Here is an 18,254-nt window from a genome sequence, read left to right on the forward strand (position 1 = left end):
CGCCTACTGGGCCGAACTGCCCGGCGCGACGATCCTCGCCATCCTCTCCTGGTACTCGCTCTCCTGGGCGGCCCCGGGACCGGTCTCGTCGTAGAGAGGGTGGACGGCGGCGAAGTCGGAGAGGAAGTCGACCGACACGGCGAGGACGGTATCCGGGCTCGCGGCGGTGAAGGTGGCTGGCTGGACGCCCCCCACACACACCGGTGATGACCGGGGTCGGGGGCACGGCCGCCCGATGCGCCCGGGCGCGAACCGTGTGACTCGGCTACGGGCCGCACACACCGCCGATCCCTCGTGCCGGCGGCAGCGGCCTTGCGCCGTCCGGGTGGCGGATCGCGGGGAAGGCAACCGCGCGGGCGCGGCGGGAACGCACCGGATCGAGTGTCGGCGGGAACAACGAGGGGGGACCGGTTCATGAGCGCCCGCATCGTCCGGCTGATCACCCACGGTATCCGGGGCGGCTGGTTGCCCTGGGGCAACATGTCGGCGGGCGGGCGGCACCTGCACCACTACAACATCGGCACGCTCGGCGCCGTACGACCGACACCGACGCCGACGCATCCGACGGACCGTCAGTCCTCTGCGTTCCGGCTCTGACCGGCCTCGGCATCCCGGCGGTCCAGAGCCTCTGCGGTGGCGGGGTACTTGGCGCGGAGCCGGTCCCGGAGAGACTGCGGCGGCGCACCGGCCGCCGCTGCCGCGTCGGCTTCCGCCCCCGGGCCGGCGAGCACGACACCGGGTACACGCAACTGCGTCACCTCCGCTTCCAGCTCGGCGACACGGGCCTCGAGCAGCTGCACGTCTCGGGCCGCGTCCTTGTATCCCTCCTTGTTGCGCCTGGCGACGTGCGTGAGGGTGTCCACCCGGTCCGCGAAGGCGTCGCGTTCGGCAGCGATCGGCTGTACGACCTCGCCGGCGATGACCGCCGCAATCCAGTCGACCCATTCGTTGATGCGATCGGTGCCCGGCGCGCCGATCAGTTCGGCGTCCTGCAGGCCGTTGAGCATCGCCGGTCGAATGGCGTCGGCGATGCGCTGCTGCGGGCCGTGCTGCTCGGTCACAGCTGCTCCTCGATGACGATTCGGACGGCTTCGCCAACCGCTTTGACGCGGATGGTGTCGGGAAGCGATCTTCCCATGCTTCGGCTCGCCGGGTTCGACGCGGGAGAGCCTGCCGGCCGGCCGATGCGTCCGGTGACGAGATGGTGACACCACGGACACGCGCCCCCGGGCGAGCGGCAGGGTCGGGGACGACTCCGACGTCGCACTGGTCCACGCCCAGGTACAGCCGATGTCGGCCGGTCACTCGTCGTCGGCGCAGTGGCTGTCGCAGTAGCCCGGCGCCCGGTCGCCGGCGGTGGCGCCGCCGATCGACCGGCGGTTGTCACTGCGGCCGACGCAGACGTCGCGGTGACCGGCATCGGTGAATTGGCAACCACCGGTCCCATCGGACGACCATGGCGGTATACGCACGGCCGCCGCCGTCGATCAGAGGAAGTGAATCAGATGGCCGCCATCTCCACCCTGGTCCCACTCGGGACACCGGCGCCGAACTTCTCGCTGCCCTCGATCGACGGCCGGGTCGTGGCACGGGACGACTTCGCCGCCGCACCGGCCCTGCTGGTGGCCTTCCTGTGCAACCACTGCCCGTACGTACGGCACGTTGAGCAGGCTTTCGCCGAGTTGGTCGACGAGTTCCCGGACCTCGCGGTCGTCGGGATCTGCAGCAACAGCCCGGCCGTCGCACCCGCCGACGACACCGACGGGCTGCACGCCCAGGTCACGCGCACGGGGTGGGCCTTCCCGTACCTCATCGACCTCGACCAGTCCGTCGGCCGGGCGTACCAGGCTGCCTGTACACCGGACTTCTTCCTCTACGACGCCCACCGCGAGCTGGCCTACCGGGGCGCAATGGACGACTCGACGCCCGGCAACGGGAAACCAGTCACCGGGAACCTGCTGCGGCACGCCATCAACCTGGTGCTGGCCGGCCGGACCGTCCCGGAACCGCACCGGCCGAGCATGGGCTGCTCCATCAAGTGGGCGTGACGGACGACTGCCTGGCGCGCCGGCCGGGCGGGCCGACGGCCGGCGGGAGATTCACGGCGTCCCCGGCTGTACCGAACCGTTGGTGGCACCTCGCTAAGAGGAGCTAACACAATGCCTGGACTCGCCTGTAGGTGATCACACAGCAGGCGAGCTTCAGCAACGCCTCGTGGATGTCGTCGCAGATCTCCCAGCGGACCGAGCCCAGGCCGGAGCCGTGCGGAACTCCGCGTCGGGCGATGACCGGCTTGATACCGCGCTTCCACAGGAGCCGACGGTACTTGTCGAAGTCGTAGCCCCGGTCGGTGAACAACTGCCGCGGCCGGTGACGGGGCGACCGGTCACTCCGCGGATCCGCGGGATCGCGTCGAGCAGGGGCAGCAGCTGGGTGATGTCGTGGCGGTTGCCGCCGGTCAGGGTGATGGCGAGCGGGGTGCCGCCTGCGTCGGTGATGACGTGGTGCTTCGAGCCCGGCCGGGCACGGTCGACCGGGCTCGGACCGGTTTTGGGCCGCCCCGACGGGCCTGGTGATGGGAGCCGTCGATCACCGCCCGGGACCAGCCGGCTTCCCGGCACGGTGCAGCTCGGTCAGCAGCACCTGGTGCGGCCGGTCCCACACCCCGGCCTCGTGCCAGTCCGCAGCCGGCGCCAGCAGGTCATCCCCGACCCGAAGCCGAGCTCCTGCGGCAGCCATTCCCACTGGATCCCCGTGCACAGCACGAACAGGATCCCCTGCAGGCAACCACGGTCGTCCAGTGGCAGCCGGCCGGGATGGCGCGGACGCCGCTGCCTGACCGGCAGCAACGGCTCGATCCGCCCCCACAGGTCATCCGGCACCGTCCACGGAGGACCGCTCCCCTTCCCCATGACTCGTTCGACGAGCCGGCCAGGAAGGGGATATGGCTACGACCAGGCTTTCGGTTAGGTGCTCCAACTCCCGCAGCCGACGGCCTGGAAAATAGGGTGCGGTCGGCTGAGCTGGGGTGATAGGTAAGCGATGTGACAGAGAGTCTTGAGTATTCCGCCCTGCTGCAACTGATCGACGAGCGGTCGGCCGCGTTCCGGAGTGCGGTTGCCGCCGCGCCCAGCCTTGACGCGCCGGTGCCGTCCTGCCCCGAGTGGACGTTGTTCGATCTGGTGCAGCACCTGGGTACGGGCCAGCGCTGGTGGGCCGCGATCGTCGCCGCGGGCCCGGCCGAGGCTCCGCCGGCCAAGGATGCCGCGGAGGTGCCGCGCGAGCTCGAGGCGCTGCTGGCCTGGTACGCCGAGTCGAACGAGCTGCTGCTGAGTGCGCTGCGCGAGGCCGGCCCGGAGCGCGAGTGCTGGGCGTGGTGGGGCGCCGGCGTGTCGCCGGCGAATGCCTGGGGCGTTGCCCGGCGCCGGGTGCACGAGGTGCTGGTGCACACCTACGACGCCCAGCTCGCCGCAGGCGCCGTGCAGCCGATGCCGGCGGACGTCGCCATCGACGGCGTGGCCGAATTTCTCGACACCTGCAACTCCACCCCGGCGGCCTGGCCGCACGAGGCCGCCACCATCCACTACCACGCCACCGAGGGCCGCTCCTGGCTCCTCGCGCTGGACGGCACCGGCGCCTGGCCCGCACCCCTCACGGACGACGCCGCGCCCGCCTCCGCTTCGGCCACGGGCACGGCCGAGCAGCTGCTCCTCTTCGTATGGGGCCGCCTCACGCTGAGCGACCTGAAGATCGAGGGCGACCAGCAGGTGTTCGAGCAGCTGATCGACTGGGAGCCCGAGGAGTAGCCAGTCAATACCGCCAGCGAACGGCCTAGTACTCCGGCTGTAGATCGTGATCTTCATGGTTGTTGGGTGGCTTGTCGCTGGTAGTGGCTGGTGCGCGAGCGTGCTTGGTGCTGGCGGCGCCATGCGGACCAGTGCAGGCGGTGGGCGAGGTCGCGGGCCGGTGCGAGCAGGGCTGCGAACAGTCTTTGGATCTCGTTGCAGGTCAGCGGGCTGAGCTCGGGGGTCGTGTTGGTCGTGGCCCATTCGATGGCGGCTGTGACGGCGAGGAAAGCGTGCGCGAGCATGGCCAGGGTGGTCCAGCGGTGCCAGGAGACCCCGCGGCGGACCTGGTGCTCGTCCAGTCCGGCCAGGCTCTTCGCGGCTTGGAAGGTCTCCTCGACTGTCCAGCGGCGGCCGGCCACCTTGACCAGTGCGGTCAGGGGGACGGGGCGGGGTGAGGAGCAGCGGTAGTAGGCGAGTTCGCCGGTGCGTCGGTTGCGTCGCACGAGCAGCCACCGATGCCCCGAGGTGCCGCTCGGGCTGGTGATCTCGACCTGGGCCCAGTCATAGAAGCGGTGGCCCTTGGCTCCGGCTCCCGCCGACAGCCGCTGCCAGGCTTTCTTCGGCAGGCCGTGGGCCAGCACGCCAGCCGGGAAGATGCCCGCGTGGGTGGGGACGGGCCGTTTGCGCGAGATGGCCAGGACGTAGCCGATCTGACGCTGTTCCAGGTCGGCGCTCAGGTGCGGGTCGCCGCCGTAGACCTCATCACCGGTGACCCACCTGGCCCGGACTCCGGCGTCCAGGGCCTGGGCGATCATCTCGGTGGCCAGGGCGGGCTTGGTCGCGAACCTCAGGTCGTCGGGGATGCCGACCGAGCGGCACCGCTGCGGGTCCTGGGTCCAGGACCGTGGGATGTAGAGGCGGCGGTCGATGGCGGCGTGCCCGGCCGCACTCGCGTAGACGAGGTAGACGGCGACCTGGGAGTTCTCGATCCGGCCCGCGGTTCCGGTGTACTGGCGCTGGACCCCGACGCTCGCGGTGCCCTTCTTCAGGTCCCCGGTCTCGTCGACGACCAGTACGGCGTCCTCGTCGTCGAGGTGCTCGACTACGAAGTCCCGTATGTCGTCACGCACTCGGTCGGCATCCCAGCGGGCCCGGCTGAGCAGGTGCTGCATGCCGGCCGGGCTGGCGTTACCGGCGTGCTCGGCGATCGTCCAGCAGTTCTTCCTTGGCGGGTCCGCGAGCAGCCCCAGCACGAACGCCCTTGCTCGGCGGCGGGGTTCCACCCGGGCGAACCGGCCCGCCACCTTGCCCATCAGGCCCTCGAATACCGATTGCCACCGAGCAGGATCTACGCTGTGGCCCACGGCCACCGGCTGATCTTCGTTTGTCGACACAACTCACGATGATCAACGGTGGCCGTCCTCATCGGAGACCAACCTCACTCAGCACGATCAAGGCCAGCGTCAGACCGGCTGTCCGCTGTCAGAGGGTGGCAGCACGCAGCACGATCAGGGCGACGGAGGCCACAGTGAGGACCACCGCCGGAGACGCGCCCTTGCGGTCGCCGACGCGCAGGTGGAAGGCGACCGCCCCGGCGAAATAGAGCGTCAGGCCGATCGCGGCGGCGATTCCGACGGGTCCCCACCAGAGTCCGGCGATCACACCGGCCGCGCCCGCGATCTGAGCGCCGATCAGGAAAGCCATCATGCCCTGCGGCACTCCGAGGGTGGACATCTGCTCGGTGATGTGCCGCGTCCGCAGAGACTTGGCCCCGGCCGATAGCAGGAGAAGCGCCGACATGACCACGGTGACGACGGCAAGGGAGACGAACATGGCTGAAACCTCAATCGTGCGAGATGCGAGTAAGGGGGCGTGCGCACCTCGACGACGATAGGCGGCCATCAGGTACCTCCAGGTAACCTTCGGGGCATGAGCCTGCGACCCGGAATTGCCTTCCTCGCCGACTGTCCCGCTCTCCTGGCCATGGAGATCATCGCCAGCAAGTGGTCCATGGTCACGCTCTTCGCGCTGACCGACGGCCCGTTGCGCCACGGCGAGCTGGTCGAGCTGAGCGGTGGCATTTCACGCAAGGTACTGACCCAGACGTTGCGCCGGCTCCAAGCCAACGGGCTCGTCGAGCGGCACGCGTACGCCGAGGCGCCACCGCGCGTGGAGTACGGCCTGACCGATCTCGGGCGAACCCTGGAGGAACCCATCAGGATGCTCACCGCATGGGCGCGGGAGAACGGCGAGGCGGTCGTCACCTTCCGGGAAGCAGCCGAGGCGGCCAGGACCATCGAGGCGGATCAGGCGACCCCGGTGAAGCCCCCTCATGTTGATGAGAACCCGAGCCGTTTCTGATCAATAGAAGAGGCTGGACCTGTAGACCCTGCCGTCGCCGGAGACTTGGCCATCCTCGTGATCGGGGCCCTCCTGCAAGAGGCCAACGACGACCGTCGCCTCAGGGTCAAGCCCCTGGTCCTGCAGGAGCTCCCGCAACCGAACCCAGAGGGCGCTCGTACCAGTCCGCAGATACTCGGTGCACTGGAGACGATGCTCGAAGCCATGAGCTCAGCCTTCCAGTCCGCCCGGCGCAGCGGCACGGATGAGGCCACCCATGATCGACGACGGGCGGCGGCAACGACAGGTCGCTCCGCAACAGTGATCAAGAACTACAGGTGGAGTACTAGATGACGTCCGCGTCGGTGAACATCGCGAACAGCTCCGCCTCCGCGCGGCGGACGGCCAGTACGGCCTCGTACAGCTCGGGCCCGAGCGCCTTCCGCAGCACTGCCGACTCAACCAGGAAGGGGATATGGCTACGACCAGGCTTTCTGTTAGATGCTCTAACGCATTGAACACCCTGTCACCTCTGCCAGCGCGCAGCGCAGTGCCATGACGTCGTCGAATGCGACTTCGGGCACCCGATTCATCGGACTGACTTTGCGTCATCTCAGATACAGCCACCTACTACCGCTCCTGCCACGCACGGTGGGAAGCGATCAGGTCGCGGTACCAACCGTACGACGCCTTCGGTGTGCGCCGCTGTGTCGCGAAATCGACGTGGACCAGGCCGAACCGCCGGCGGCAGCCCTTAGGCCGTCGAACAGGCCGGCACCGTAGACGCAACTGTCTGCCGCCCCGGATCCGACGCCTCACGCCGGGCCCGGCAGAACCACTGCCGCGGCTTCCGGGCTCAGTAGAGCCCGGCGCGCCTGGCGATGCCCTCGCCTCGCTGCATGTGCCGGTGCCCGTCCTCGCCGAGGGTCTCGAGTATCCCGGCGATCACCGCCTCGGTGACCGCGAGGGTCGGGACGAGACTGTCGCAAGGGGAGAGCGCCCCGACCTGGCCGGGCAGCACGACCTCCGCATGGGCGGCCACCGGGGAGAGCCAGGCGTCCGTGAACAGGACCACCCGGCCGCCCTGCTCCTGGACGAGCTCCCCATGGTCACCTTGTCCGGCTCGTAGCGTCGGTAGTCGAACACCACCAGGACGTCGCGGCGGCCGAGCGCGCCGGGCACGGCCGCCCGCTCGACATCGCGGTCGGGCAGGAAACGGACGTCGTCCCGGAGCTGCATCAGGTGCAGGCCGAGGTAGTGGGCGAAGAGGTTGGTGAAGCGCCCCCCGACGAGGGTGATCCGCCGTTTGCGGTCCGCCAGCCGCTGCACCGCACGCTCGACGTCGTGCGTCGGCAACTCGGCGAGGGTGCGACCGACCGCCTGCGTGAACACCGCCGAGGCGCGCGCCAGGAGCCCTGCCCCACCGACCCCGCCGGGTTCGCCGTCACTCCCGCCCGGGTCGGCTGCCGCGCCGGCCGGGTACAGGGACAGCGGGGAGGCGTTGCGCTCCTCCAGAGCGGCTCCGCCGTCTCCTTCACCAACCTGACCACCCACCTGTACGTCCGCTGACACCTCGCGGGCGCGGCCCGCACCGATCGAATCCGAGATCCTGCAGGAATCCCCCCCCCGGCCATGCCACGACGCCCTGAAGTCGGATTCCCCGCGGACCCGGTACGCATTCCGTTCCCTTTCAGCAGGGGGAATTCGGACCGTTCCACTACGGCACACCGCGCCCGGGCCGCACTGTGGCGGCGGCCCACGCAGACGCCAACGCCGTTGCCGTGTACGGTAGTTGGCTTATCTTTTGCACGGCATCCGCGCAGTGCGGTTGCGCTTCGCTGTGCCCGACCCGTGGCGGACCAATGGAGCTTCCGAGTGCGCGTGAGGCTTGCAGAAAATGTTTTCACCCGGGCCTACCGGAGTCGACTTCGCGGTGCTTGAATAGCCGCCACCAACCCCCCTTCCACTGCCGCCACTTGTGGCGCACGAGATTAAGGATGCCCTGTGACTACGCGCGTTGACCTGTTACCGCGGCGGGCCCTTCCGGTCCTACGCCTCGCCGCACTCCTGGCCGTACTGGCCTCCCTCGCCGTCTTCTTCGCCGGTGCGCAGCCGGCCAATGCGGCGCCCGCCTGCGGTGTCCTCTCCTCCGGGGCCGCGCCGCAGGCCAACTCGGCGGTGAACGCGGCCTGCGGCCTGATCGGCACGCCGTACTCGTGGGGCGGTGGCCACGGCGCACAGCCGGGCCCGTCGTACGGCATCTGCGACGCGTCCAACGGTGCCCCCAACGACTGCCACGTGAAGGGCCTGGACTGCTCCGGCATGGTCCGCTACGCCTACTACCTGGCGGTGGGAACGGACGTCATCAACGGCGTGACCACCACGCAGTGGAAGTCCTCGCGCGCGGTGGCCAGGTTCTACCGGGCCGACGGGACGGGCCGGCTGCTCCCGGGCGACCTGGTGTTCTTCGGAAACTCGCCGTCCACCATCCATCACGTGGCGATCTACCTGGGTCAGGGCTACATCGCCGAGGCGCCGTACTCCGGCGGCCACGTGCAGGTGTCCGCACTGTCCTCGCACGGCGACTACTACGGCGCCATCCGCCTCTACGGCCCCGGCGGCGGCTCGACCCCGCCCCCGCCCGGCGGCGGCCGGTACTGGGTGGACACGTTCGCCAACGCCTCGGTGTACGGCTCCCCGACCAGCACGGCCAGCACCGGCACGCTCTACCAGGGCACCAACTACGTGTTCTGCAAGGCGTGGGGACGTGAGATCCGCAACGGCAGCAGCTTCAACCACTGGTGGCTGAAGACCGACCCGGACGTCGGCCCGGCCGGCCAGTGGGTCTCGGCCTACTACCTGTCCAAGTGGGGCAACGACGAGGCCAAGGACAACAACGGCACCGTCATCCCCGACTGCCCCGGAGGCTCCACCCCGCCCCCGCCGCCGCCCAGCAACACCAAGTACTGGGTGGACACGTTCGCCAACGCCTCGGTGTACGGCTCCCCGACCAGCACGACGAGCACCGGCACGCTCTACCAGGGCACCAACTACGTGTTCTGCAAGGCGTGGGGACGTGAGATCCGCAACGGCAGCAGCTTCAACCACTGGTGGCTGAAGACCGACCCGGACGTCGGCCCGGCCGGCCAGTGGGTCTCGGCCTACTACCTGTCCAAGTGGGGCAACGACGAGGCCAAGGACAACAACGGCACCGTCATCCCCAACTGCTGAACCGGACGTTGAACCCCGGCCGCTGCGGCAGGCCGAACCGAACGAAGGCCCGGCCCGGTGGACGACAGTCCCCGGGCCGGGCCCGGCGGTCTCTCCGTGCGGGCCACGCCGCCCGGCGCCGCGTCCCCCGGCGCGGTGGGGCCGGTGGGAGGCGACGCGCAGCGTGGCCCGGGCGAGGGTGTGTAGGTTGGCTGCCCGCCGCCGCTCGACCGGCCGCGCCCCTCGCCTTCGCCCTCAGCCTTCAGGAGGCCCTTCATGCCCGCAGTCCCAGGTTTTCCCAGCGGCGCCCGCCCGGGCGCGGACTCGGCCGACGCCGCTGCCGTGTGGCAGGTGATCACCGCCATGTACGAGGCCTACGCGGCCGGGGACCGCCCGCGGATCGACGCCTGTCTCGACCCGGAGGCCACCGTCTGGGACTCCGGGACCGCCGAGCTGCTCTTCGGGAAGCCGGACCTGGACCGGGTGCGGGAGGCCCGCCCGGCTGCGGGTGAGGGGCCGGTGGAGACCGGACTGGAGCCGTACGGACAGGTGGTGGACGTCTTCGGCGACATCGCGGTGCTGCGCTACTGGCTGCTGGTGGATTTCGCGCCCGACCCGTCCGCCGGCGAACTGCGCCCCGAGCTGGTCCGCAACACCGCCGTCCTGCGGCGTGGCGGGGACACTGCGTGGCGCATCGTCCACCTGCACGAGGACCTGCAGCAGCCGGGCGGGGTCCCTGGTGGAGATCGCTGAACCGGGCGCAGCGCACTGCGGCGATCCGCCACCCGTGCGCCGCGCACAGCTCCTCCCGGAGGCCCCCGACTAGCGTCCTCGGCGATCCCTTGGAGAAAGCCGGGAGGCGGCATGACGTATCGGGTGGCCATGGACATCGGTGGGACGTTCACCGATGTCGTCGCCTATGACGAGGACAGCGGTACCTTCTTCGCGGCCAAGGCGCCGACGACGCCGGGAGACCTGGCCGAGGGGGTCTTCGCCTCGCTGGGCCGGGCGGTGGACTCTCCCGGCGACATCTCCTTCTTCGTGCACGGCACGACGCAGGGCCTCAACGCCCTGCTGGAGCGCAAGGGTGCCCGCTTCCTGTTGCTCACGTCGGCCGGGATGCGGGACGTCTACCACATCGCCCGGGGCAACCGGGACCGGATGTTCGACCTGCACTACCGCAAGCCGAAGCCGCTGGTCGACCGCTGCGACACGGTGGAGGCGGGCGGGCGCCTGGACTGGCGTGGCGCCGAGCTCGAACCGCTCAACGAGGACGCCGTGCGGGCCGCCGCCTGGCGGGCGAAGGACGAGGGCTTCGACGCGGTCGCCGTCTCGTTCCTCTTCTCGTACGTCAACCCGGACCACGAGCTGCTGGCGGCGAAGATCCTCGAGCAGGAGCTCGGCGAGGACGTCGTCGTGGTGCTGTCGCACCGGGTGGCCGGCGAGTGGCGCGAGTACGAGCGGACGTCCTCGGCCGTCCTCGAGGCCTACACCGGCCCGGTGGTACGCCGGTATCTGAGCCGGATCGAGGGGCGGTTCGCCGAGCACGGCCTGACCGTCCCGGTCCAGGTGATGCAGTCCTCCGGCGGCATCGTGAACGCCGCACACGCCCGCCGCCACCCGCTCCAGACGCTGCTGTCCGGGCCGGTCGGCGGCACCATGGGCGGGGCCGCGGCCGCGGGTCTGCTGGGCCGGCGCAACGCGATCTGCGTGGACATGGGCGGCACCTCCTTCGACGTCTCGCTGGTCCTCGACGGCCGCCCCGACGTCTCCAACGAGGGCTCGGCGGACGGCTTCCCCGTCCTCATGCCGCTGGTCAACCTGCACACCATCGGCGCCGGCGGCGGCTCCCTCGCCTACGCGGAGGCCGGCGGACTGCGCGTCGGCCCGGAGTCGGCCGGCGCCGTGCCGGGGCCCGCCTGCTACGGCCGCGGCGGCACCCGGGCCACGGTCACCGACGCCAACGCGGTGCTCGGCCGGGTCGATCCGGAGTGGTTCGCCGGCGGCCACATGACACTCGACGTCGACGCGGCCCGGCAGGCCGTCGGTGCCCTCGCCGGCGAACTCGGCCTGGAACCGCTGGAACTCGCGGGCGGCATCTGCGACGTCGCGAACGCCAAGATGGCCCAGGCGATCCGCACCCTCACCGTCGAACACGGCCTGGAACCCCGGGAGTTCGTCCTGCTGGCATTCGGCGGGGCGGGCCCGATGCACGCCGTCGAGATCGCCCGCGAGCTCGGCATCCGCGAAGTCGTCGTGCCGCGCTTCCCCGGGGCGTTCTCCGCCTGGGGCATGCTCGGTACCGAGGTCCGCCGCGACCTGACCCGGCAGTACTTCACCACGGGCGACGACCTCGACGGCGAGGCCATGGCCCGTGCGCTGGCCGCTCTGGAGGACGAGGCACTGACCGAACTCGCCGAGCAGGGCGTCCCCATGGAGCGGCGGCGGGTCGAGCACGTCGTCGACATGCGGTACGCGGGCCAGGACTACACCCTCGCCGTGCCTCTGCTGTTCGCCGCCGAACCGGCGGCCGACGACTTCCTCGCCACCGCCGCCGCACGCTTCGCCCGGCTGCACGAACGCCGCTACGGGCACGCCACACCCGAGGCGCCCGTCGAGTTCGTCACCCTGCGCAGCACCGCGCTCGGGGCGCTGCCCGAGATCACGGCCCTGCCGTACACCGCCGACGAGGTCGCCACCGACGCCGTACCGCGGCGTCAGGTCGTCTTCGACGGCCGGCCGCACGACACCGCGGTCCTGCGTCGCGAACGGCTCCCCTCCGGGCAGTGCGTCTACGGACCCGCGGTCATCGTGGAGGCCACCTCCACCACCGTCGTCCCGCCCGACTCGTCGGTCACCGTCGACGAGAACGGCTTCCTCGTCATCAAGGTTGGAGCTACGGCATGACGGCCACCGGCACCCGGGCCATCGACCCGGTCACCACCGAGATCATCCGCTGCGCGCTGCTGCAGGCCGCGGAGGACATGAACACCACGCTCATCCGGTCGTCCTACACGCCCACCATCTACGAGGCGAAGGACTGTGCGGTCGCGCTGCTCGACCGGGACCACAACGTGCTCGGCCAGTCCTCGGGCCTGCCGATCTTCCTGGGCAACCTGGAGGTCTGCACGCGGGCCACCGAGGAGATGTACGGCGCGGAGGTCTGGCGGCCCGGTGACGTCTGGGTCCTCAACGACTCGTACATCGGCGGCACCCACCTCAACGACGTCACCGTGTACGCCCCGATCTTCGCCGAGGACACCGCCGACGGCGGCGGACCCATCGGCTTCGCCGCCTCGCGGGCGCACTGGATCGACATGGGTTCCAAGGACCCCGGCGGTTCGATGGACTCCACCTCCATCCACCAGGAGGGCCTGCGGATGGGCCCCCTGAAGATCTATCAGGACGGCGAGCCCTGCGAGCAGGCGCACTCGCTGATCGCCCGCAACGTCCGCTTCCCGCAGCCGACGCTCGGCGACATGCGCGCCCAGGTCGCCTGCGCCCGCACCGGCGCCCGGCGGTTCGCCGAGATCGTCCGCCGCTGGGGGCTGGAGACCGTCCTCGCCGCACGGGACGCGATCTTCACCCAGACCGAGCGGCTGGAGCGCGAGCAGATCGCCGCCATCCCGGACGGCGTCTACGTGGCGACCGGCCACCTGGACAACGACGGCATCGACCTCGGCACCCCGCTGCACGTCACGGTGCGCGTCGAGATCTCCGGCGACCGGATGACGATGGACGTCACCGACTGCGCGGACCAGGCGACCGGCCCCGTCAACTGCGGTGCGGCCCAGACCGTCGCCGCCTGCCGGGTCGGCTACAAGCTGCTGGTCAGCGGCGACGTCCCGCTCAACGGGGGATCGTTCCGGCCGCTCGACGTGCTCACCCGGCCGGGTTCGATGCTCGCCGCCGTCGAGCCGGCGGCCTGTCAGTACTACTACTCCCACCTCGGGCTGGTCATCGACCTGGTCGTCAAGGCGCTCGCCCCCGCGGTGCCCGCCCGGGCGGCCGCCGCCAGCTACGGCGACTCGATGATCGTGCAGTTCACCGGGACCGACCCGCGCAACGGCAGGCTGTTCGTCTCCCAGGAGGCCACCGTCGGCGGCTGGGGGGCCTGGCAGACCGACGACGGCGAGTCCTGCCTGATCAACAACGTCAACGGCTCCCTGCGGGACATGCCCGTCGAGGTGTTGGAGACCCTCTTCCCGGTGCGCGTCACCGAGTACGCGGTCCGCCCCGACTCCGGCGGCGCGGGCCGCACCCGCGGCGGCAACGGCGTGGTGCGCGAGTACCGCTTCGAGGCCGACCAGAACCTGTCGCTGTGGTGGGAGCGTTCGGTCACCCCCGCCTGGGGCGTCTTCGGCGGCGGCGAGGGCGCCCCGCCCCGCGTCGTCCTCAACCCCGGCCGGGACGACGAGCGCGAACTGCTCAAGGTCAACGCGCTGGCGGTGCGCCGGGGCGACGTGCTGCGCTGTGAGAGCGGCGGAGGCGGCGGGTTCGGCCCGGTCGCCGAGCGCCCCGCCGAGGCCGTGCGGGAAGACCTCCGGCAGGGCCTGCTCACCCGCGAACGGGCGGAGGCCGCCTACGGCGTCCATGCCTGACGGCCTTCCCCACCACCCCTGATCCGGGCCCGGTCGCCAACCACCCCCACACGGCGACCGGGCCCACCCCTCGTTCGCCGCTGCCTCCCCGCGAGCCGGCCGGGCAGGACGAGGGCCGCCCCCGATTGCCGGTCGGTCTACTCCGGACCCGTGAGCAGGACGCGGCAGGCGAGGTGCAGCGGAAGGCGCTGGTCCGGGTCATCGGGATCGAAGCCGAGCGAGCGGATGCGCTCCAGACGGGCCGCGACCGTGTTCCGGTGGACGCCCAGGATCTCCGCCGCCTCCGACGGGGCCGCGCCCTGGTCCAGCACGACGGCCAGGGTGCGCAGCAGTGCTCCGTCCCGGTCCGCGCGGAGCAGTGGTGCCAGGACCACCTCGGCGGGACGCCGCAGAGCCGCTGTGGGGAGCGCGGACAGCAGCTGGGCCGGCCCCATGCGGTCGGCGCGGACCACGGAGCCGGGCAGCGCGGCGACCTCCGCGGCGGCCCGGGCATCGGCCAGTGCCGCGCCGAGGGTGTCGGGGCCGGTGGCCGGGCCGGCCACCCCGCCGGCAACCGGAAGACGGTCGGCGATGGCCCGGACGGCCTCGAGCAGCTGTGTCTCGCCCTGTCGCAGCCACACCTCCGGGCCCGCGTCCGGAAGGTCGGCCGCCGCGGACCGCCAGGACACCCAGCCGTCCTCGTGGGCGACGAGCGGCCCGCCGACGCCGTGCCTGGCCCACAGCGCACGCAGCGCCGGTCCCGGTTCGGTCCCGGTGCCCGGGTCTGCGGCCAGCCGCAGGGCGAACGCGACCATCGGGCCGGACAGCGGCCAGCCAAGCGCGGCCGCCTCGGCGCGGATCCGGTCGCGGGCCTCGTCGTCCTGCTCCGGGAAACCGTGCGTCAGCTGGTCCAGCAGCAGTTCGCTCCGCCGGGCCAGCTGTTCCTCGCCGAGGCGGCGGGTGGCGGACCACGCGGTCAGCGCGGGGACCGCCAGCCGCAGCACCGCCCCGACCGTCGTCGCCCAGCCCGCCTCCTTCGAACGGGAGTCTGCGACGAGCACCGCCAGCGGCCGCCCGTCGGGCCCCGGCACCTCCAGCCGCACCGCGTCCGCGGAGGCGAGCACGGACTGCCGCCCGCTCAGCATCCCGCCCATCGGATCGGTGAGCGCCACCGACGTGGCGGGCAGCACCGTGTGCAGCGCCGCCAGCACGCGTTCGGCGTGCGGCCCGGCGGCGGCGAATCGCTGGGCGGCCTGCGCCAGCAGCGCGGTCCGCCCGGCGTCGGGCCGGGACACCGCGGAGGCGATCCGTACCGCGCCCTCCAGTGCGTCCTCGCGGATCAGCAGCAGCGGCACCCCGAGCCGGTCCGCGAGGGCCCCCGGCGGATGCGCGGCCACCGCCGCCTCGGGTACGACGACGCAGGCGGCCGCGTGCTCCCAGGCCTTGCGCAGGGCCATCTCCACGACCCAGCCGGTCCGGGCGAGCGCGTCGGTGAGGACGACCGCGGTGTGCGGGCGCAGGTCGTCGAGCGCCTCCCGCCGGTCGACGATGCGCACGTCCAGGACCTCGCCGCCGCGCCCGGCCGCACCGAAGATGCGGATGCCGGGCAGCGGGCCGTACTGCACCAGCTCCGCGACGGTCATGGGCGCGGGCAGGTCGGCGCGTCTCACCACTCGGTCTCCTCCGCTTCTTCGGTGTCCCCGTCCGGAAAGGGGCCCAGCAGGATGAGCCCGCCGGCGGCGGCCAGTCGGCGGCCCTGCGTGGAGTGCCAGGCGGGTGCGGCGGGGATCACGACGATCTCCACCTCGATGCCGGGCACGGCTCGTTCGACGTCCAGTACGCGCCGGTCGGCCGCCGACAGCATCAGGATCTGGTCGGGCGCGGCCGCGACCGGTGCGCCGTCGGCGAGGACCAGCAGCACCTCGTTGTGCGCCTCCAGCCGGAACCGGCGGTGCAGGCCCTCGGTCTCGGAGACGACCACGCTGGTCGGCCGGGACGGAAGCGGCGCTCCCACTGCGGTTGTCGGTCCCGGCGGTGCGGGGTGCTCGACGGCGGCGATCCGCCCGATGCCCAGCCTGCGGGGCCGCGGCTGCCACGGGGCGAACGGGTCGCCCTGGGGTGGACGCCCCGCGGCCAGGTCCCGGCTCACGGTGCCCGGGACCACGGCCGCGGCCAGCCGCTCACCGTCCATGGCGTAGCAGGCGGCGACGGCCCAGCCCCCGGCCGCGAGGACCAGCGGCCGTACCAGCTCCTCCACGCGGCTGCCGGCCGCCTCCACGACGACCACATCGCCGGCGGGCGTGGCCAGGGCGACCGGTGCGATCTCGATCCCGGCGATCGTGAACGTCGTCTGCTCCAGCAGCGGGAGCACCCGTCCGCAGCCGTCCCCGTCCACGAGCGGCAGCCCGCATGTCGCCGCCGTGACGACGGAGAGCAGGGCGTTCTCGGCCGCGGTGTTGAGCGCGACGACGGCGTCCGCCGTCCGGCGCAGGTGCCGCTCCAGCGCCCTTACGGCCCGGCGCGGCTCCTCTCCCGTGGGCAGCTGCTCGGCGAGCGCCGCCGAGGATCCGAGCAGGCTGACGGTCACGCACATCCGTCCGGCACCCAGCGCCCCGGCCCCGATCAGCGGCACCGGCCCGTGCTCGCCGATCGCGGCCCGCGCCCAGTCGAGGCTCGCCCGGTGCGAGGAGTGCTCGGCACCCGCGGCGAGCACCAGCGCCCCCTTCGCGAGGTCCTCCAGCCGCGCGGCGTCCAGCACGGTCCTCACCTCGGATGTCATGGGCGCCGACCCGGCAGCTGCGGGAGCGGGCAGGTGCCTGCCGGGGGGCGGCTCGGCGCTGCCGGTGCGCTCGCCCGGACGTGGGCACGACGAGGGTGCGGGGCTCTGCCGCCCACCGGTGGTACCCGCGCGCACGAACCGCCCGAACGCCGCTCCCGGTGCACGGGCTCAGCGGGCCCGGAGGGCGGCCGCCGGTACGACGGGACGAACCGTCGACGGCGGCTCATGACGGGAGTCCCGTGGGGCTGCCGAGGGCCCGGGCGCGGATGCGGTGTACCCCCTCCGGGAGGTACGAGACCGGGGTGTGCGTGGCGAAGGCGATACGGGCGGTGTCCGGGGCGGCGCCGGCGGCGACGACCCGTGCCAGGGCCTGGTCGCCGGCGAGACCGAGGAGACGATCGAGTTCGGCGCTGCCGCCGGCGACGGCGACCCGGTCGACCTCGGCGACGATCTCGGAGCGGGCGGCTCCGTACGCGGCGGCGGCGATCGCGACCGCCGGATCCGGGGTGCGGACCGGCACGAGCCGGGGCTCGCCGCCCGCCGCGAGCAGCACCCCGCCGGGGGCCCGCTGCTGGACTCCGGCCACCAGGGCGGCGACCTGGTCGGCACCGGGCTGCGCCAGGTCACCGCGGAGAAGGACGTCGGCGCGGATCCGGTCCAGGTCCAGGTCGACGCCGCCGAGGCCGGGGCCGACGTCGGAGCGTTCCACCTCGCCGTCGGTGACGCTCACGCACCGGAATTCCGCCGCACCGGCGTCCACGACCACGGCGCGCTCGGCCCCGGCCGCGAGCGCGGCGCCCCGCGCGGCGCTCGCGGTGGTGGAGGCGGTGGCGAGGATCGGGTAGCGGCGGAAGTACGCGGCGGAGACCAGTCCGCCGGTGTTGCGGGCCAGGTGCAGCGGTGCCACGACGCCGCCGGCCCGCAGGGCGCGTTCGGCCGTGCCGGTCAGGCGCAGGGCCCACGGCTGCAGGGCGGCGTTGAGGACGGCGGTGTTCTCGCGTTCCCGCAGCCCCGAGCGGCCAAGCTCGTGCGACAGGGTGATCTCCGCGCCGGGCACGGCGTCCGCGATGGCCTCGGCGGCGGCGAGTTCCGGGTCTGGCCGGGTGAGCGCCCCGGACGCCGCGACGGCGAAAGCGGTGACGCCCTCGGTGGCGGCCCGCCGCGCGAGGTCGGTGACGGCTGCCCGGTCGAGCGGGGCGAGCGGCCGCCCGGTCAGCGCGGAGCCGCCGCGTACGACCCGCCTGAGCGGGCCGATGGCGCGGGCGGCCCGCGGAGGCCAGCCCGCAAGCGGCCCGAGGGCCGGATGGCAGGGTGGGGAGATCCGCAGGACGGCGACCGGCCGGAGCCGCAGCGGGCCGCGTTCCAGGTCGGTGGTGAGGCCCACGGCGTCGACCTCACCGATCCGGTCCTCGGGCAGTGCGGCGAGCACCGCGCGCAGGCACTCCGCAAGGCCGGGGACGCTGTCCACCACCGCGCGCGCCACGGTGTACCCGCCCGGCTCGACCAGCACGGCGACGGTGGTGGCGCGCCCCACGTCCACTCCCAGTCTCACCCGCA

At 72.3% G+C, this 18,254-nt stretch carries 17 protein-coding genes and 2 pseudogenes; 9 read left to right on the plus strand and 10 right to left on the minus strand.

Annotated features, from left to right (window positions below; all coding sequences use genetic code 11):
• Positions 1–3: 3 nt before the first annotated feature.
• On the minus strand, positions 4–138 hold the full coding sequence (locus ACQ614_RS06160; protein WP_431677238.1) for a hypothetical protein: 135 nt from the start codon (positions 136–138) through the stop codon (positions 4–6).
• 276 nt (positions 139–414) lie between these two features.
• Here ACQ614_RS06160 and ACQ614_RS06165 point away from each other — a divergent pair, with 276 nt between their 5' ends.
• Positions 415–597: a hypothetical protein gene (locus ACQ614_RS06165; protein WP_431677239.1), complete on the plus strand. Its 183-nt coding sequence runs from the start codon at positions 415–417 to the stop codon at positions 595–597.
• Here the strand turns inward: ACQ614_RS06165 and ACQ614_RS06170 are convergent.
• Positions 573–1,061, minus strand: a complete 489-nt coding sequence (locus ACQ614_RS06170; RefSeq protein WP_431677241.1) for a hypothetical protein — start codon at positions 1,059–1,061, stop codon at positions 573–575. The genes ACQ614_RS06165 and ACQ614_RS06170 overlap by 25 nt on opposite strands.
• A gap of 444 nt (positions 1,062–1,505) precedes the next feature.
• Between ACQ614_RS06170 and ACQ614_RS06175 the strand changes: the two genes are divergently transcribed.
• The gene (locus ACQ614_RS06175; protein ID WP_431677242.1) at positions 1,506–2,048 is read left to right on the plus strand and encodes a thioredoxin family protein; all 543 of its coding nucleotides are present in this window, start codon (positions 1,506–1,508) and stop codon (positions 2,046–2,048) included.
• Between the two features lie 103 nt (positions 2,049–2,151).
• Here ACQ614_RS06175 and ACQ614_RS06180 read toward each other — a convergent pair.
• Positions 2,152–2,912, minus strand: a pseudogene (locus tag ACQ614_RS06180) (IS5 family transposase).
• A 132-nt stretch (positions 2,913–3,044) separates the two neighbouring features.
• Here ACQ614_RS06180 and ACQ614_RS06185 point away from each other — a divergent pair.
• Entirely contained in the window at positions 3,045–3,806 is a 762-nt protein-coding gene (locus ACQ614_RS06185; protein ID WP_431677244.1) for a maleylpyruvate isomerase family mycothiol-dependent enzyme, read from the plus strand.
• A 53-nt stretch (positions 3,807–3,859) separates the two neighbouring features.
• Here the strand turns inward: ACQ614_RS06185 and ACQ614_RS06190 are convergent, their stop codons facing one another.
• Together ACQ614_RS06190 and ACQ614_RS06195 are read right to left on the minus strand one after the other, a co-directional pair.
• Positions 3,860–5,101: an IS701 family transposase gene (locus ACQ614_RS06190; RefSeq protein ID WP_431677246.1), complete on the minus strand. Its 1,242-nt coding sequence runs from the start codon at positions 5,099–5,101 to the stop codon at positions 3,860–3,862.
• Between the two features lie 169 nt (positions 5,102–5,270).
• Entirely contained in the window at positions 5,271–5,621 is a 351-nt protein-coding gene (locus ACQ614_RS06195; RefSeq protein ID WP_431677248.1) for a DoxX family protein, read from the minus strand.
• Between the two features lie 96 nt (positions 5,622–5,717).
• Here ACQ614_RS06195 and ACQ614_RS06200 point away from each other — a divergent pair, with 96 nt between their 5' ends.
• On the plus strand, positions 5,718–6,149 hold the full coding sequence (locus tag ACQ614_RS06200) for a winged helix-turn-helix transcriptional regulator (RefSeq protein WP_431677250.1): 432 nt from the start codon (positions 5,718–5,720) through the stop codon (positions 6,147–6,149).
• 609 nt (positions 6,150–6,758) lie between these two features.
• Here the strand turns inward: ACQ614_RS06200 and ACQ614_RS06205 are convergent.
• Together ACQ614_RS06205 and ACQ614_RS06210 are read right to left on the minus strand one after the other, a co-directional pair.
• A pseudogene (locus ACQ614_RS06205) lies at positions 6,759–6,884 on the minus strand (family 1 glycosylhydrolase); the annotation flags it as partial.
• Between the two features lie 100 nt (positions 6,885–6,984).
• A complete protein-coding gene (locus tag ACQ614_RS06210) occupies positions 6,985–7,203 on the minus strand; it encodes a hypothetical protein (protein WP_431677252.1) in 219 nt (72 codons plus the stop codon).
• A gap of 167 nt (positions 7,204–7,370) precedes the next feature.
• Here ACQ614_RS06210 and ACQ614_RS06215 point away from each other — a divergent pair, with 167 nt between their 5' ends.
• The 5 genes from ACQ614_RS06215 to ACQ614_RS06235 all read left to right on the plus strand — a co-directional run bounded on the left by ACQ614_RS06215 (position 7,371) and on the right by ACQ614_RS06235 (position 13,939).
• Complete coding sequence (locus tag ACQ614_RS06215; protein WP_431677254.1) at positions 7,371–7,697, plus strand: hypothetical protein; 327 nt, start codon at positions 7,371–7,373, stop codon at positions 7,695–7,697.
• A gap of 435 nt (positions 7,698–8,132) precedes the next feature.
• Positions 8,133–9,359 carry a C40 family peptidase gene (locus ACQ614_RS06220; protein WP_431677256.1) on the plus strand — a complete coding sequence of 409 codons (1,227 nt, stop codon included), beginning with the start codon at positions 8,133–8,135 and terminating at the stop codon, positions 9,357–9,359.
• Between the two features lie 255 nt (positions 9,360–9,614).
• Positions 9,615–10,091 carry a YybH family protein gene (locus ACQ614_RS06225; protein ID WP_431677258.1) on the plus strand — a complete coding sequence of 159 codons (477 nt, stop codon included), beginning with the start codon at positions 9,615–9,617 and terminating at the stop codon, positions 10,089–10,091.
• Between the two features lie 111 nt (positions 10,092–10,202).
• Positions 10,203–12,245, plus strand: coding sequence for a hydantoinase/oxoprolinase family protein (locus ACQ614_RS06230; RefSeq protein WP_431677260.1), 2,043 nt, complete (start codon positions 10,203–10,205; stop codon positions 12,243–12,245).
• The gene (locus ACQ614_RS06235) at positions 12,242–13,939 is read left to right on the plus strand and encodes a hydantoinase B/oxoprolinase family protein (protein ID WP_431677262.1); all 1,698 of its coding nucleotides are present in this window, start codon (positions 12,242–12,244) and stop codon (positions 13,937–13,939) included. The genes ACQ614_RS06230 and ACQ614_RS06235 overlap by 4 nt, the downstream gene beginning before the upstream one ends.
• Positions 13,940–14,076: 137 nt before the next feature.
• Here the strand turns inward: ACQ614_RS06235 and ACQ614_RS06240 are convergent, their stop codons facing one another.
• The 3 genes from ACQ614_RS06240 to ACQ614_RS06250 all read right to left on the minus strand — a co-directional run bounded on the left by ACQ614_RS06240 (position 14,077) and on the right by ACQ614_RS06250 (position 18,249).
• Positions 14,077–15,588, minus strand: coding sequence for a PucR family transcriptional regulator (locus ACQ614_RS06240; RefSeq protein WP_431677264.1), 1,512 nt, complete (start codon positions 15,586–15,588; stop codon positions 14,077–14,079).
• On the minus strand, positions 15,585–16,697 hold the full coding sequence (locus ACQ614_RS06245) for a DUF917 domain-containing protein (protein ID WP_431677266.1): 1,113 nt from the start codon (positions 16,695–16,697) through the stop codon (positions 15,585–15,587). The genes ACQ614_RS06240 and ACQ614_RS06245 overlap by 4 nt, the downstream gene beginning before the upstream one ends.
• A 223-nt stretch (positions 16,698–16,920) precedes the next feature.
• A complete protein-coding gene (locus tag ACQ614_RS06250; RefSeq protein WP_431677268.1) occupies positions 16,921–18,249 on the minus strand; it encodes a hydantoinase/oxoprolinase family protein in 1,329 nt (442 codons plus the stop codon).
• Between the last annotated feature and the right edge of the window lie 5 nt (positions 18,250–18,254).

The organism is Kitasatospora dryopteridis, from assembly GCF_050749075.1.
Classification (GTDB): Bacteria; Actinomycetota; Actinomycetes; order Streptomycetales; family Streptomycetaceae; genus Kitasatospora.

Bases quoted from the DNA above. Each gene is read 5' to 3' on its own strand.
- ACQ614_RS06200 (WP_431677250.1), top strand. From the start codon at position 5,718: ATGAGCCTGCGACCCGGAATTGCCTTCCTCGCCGACTGTCCCGCTCTC.
- ACQ614_RS06195 (WP_431677248.1), bottom strand. From the start codon at position 5,621: ATGTTCGTCTCCCTTGCCGTCGTCACCGTGGTCATGTCGGCGCTTCTC.
- ACQ614_RS06235 (WP_431677262.1), top strand. From the start codon at position 12,242: ATGACGGCCACCGGCACCCGGGCCATCGACCCGGTCACCACCGAGATC.
- ACQ614_RS06165 (WP_431677239.1), top strand. From the start codon at position 415: ATGAGCGCCCGCATCGTCCGGCTGATCACCCACGGTATCCGGGGCGGC.
- ACQ614_RS06175 (WP_431677242.1), top strand. From the start codon at position 1,506: ATGGCCGCCATCTCCACCCTGGTCCCACTCGGGACACCGGCGCCGAAC.
- ACQ614_RS06225 (WP_431677258.1), top strand. From the start codon at position 9,615: ATGCCCGCAGTCCCAGGTTTTCCCAGCGGCGCCCGCCCGGGCGCGGAC.
- ACQ614_RS06230 (WP_431677260.1), top strand. From the start codon at position 10,203: ATGACGTATCGGGTGGCCATGGACATCGGTGGGACGTTCACCGATGTC.
- ACQ614_RS06190 (WP_431677246.1), bottom strand. From the start codon at position 5,101: ATGGGCAAGGTGGCGGGCCGGTTCGCCCGGGTGGAACCCCGCCGCCGA.
- ACQ614_RS06245 (WP_431677266.1), bottom strand. From the start codon at position 16,697: ATGACATCCGAGGTGAGGACCGTGCTGGACGCCGCGCGGCTGGAGGAC.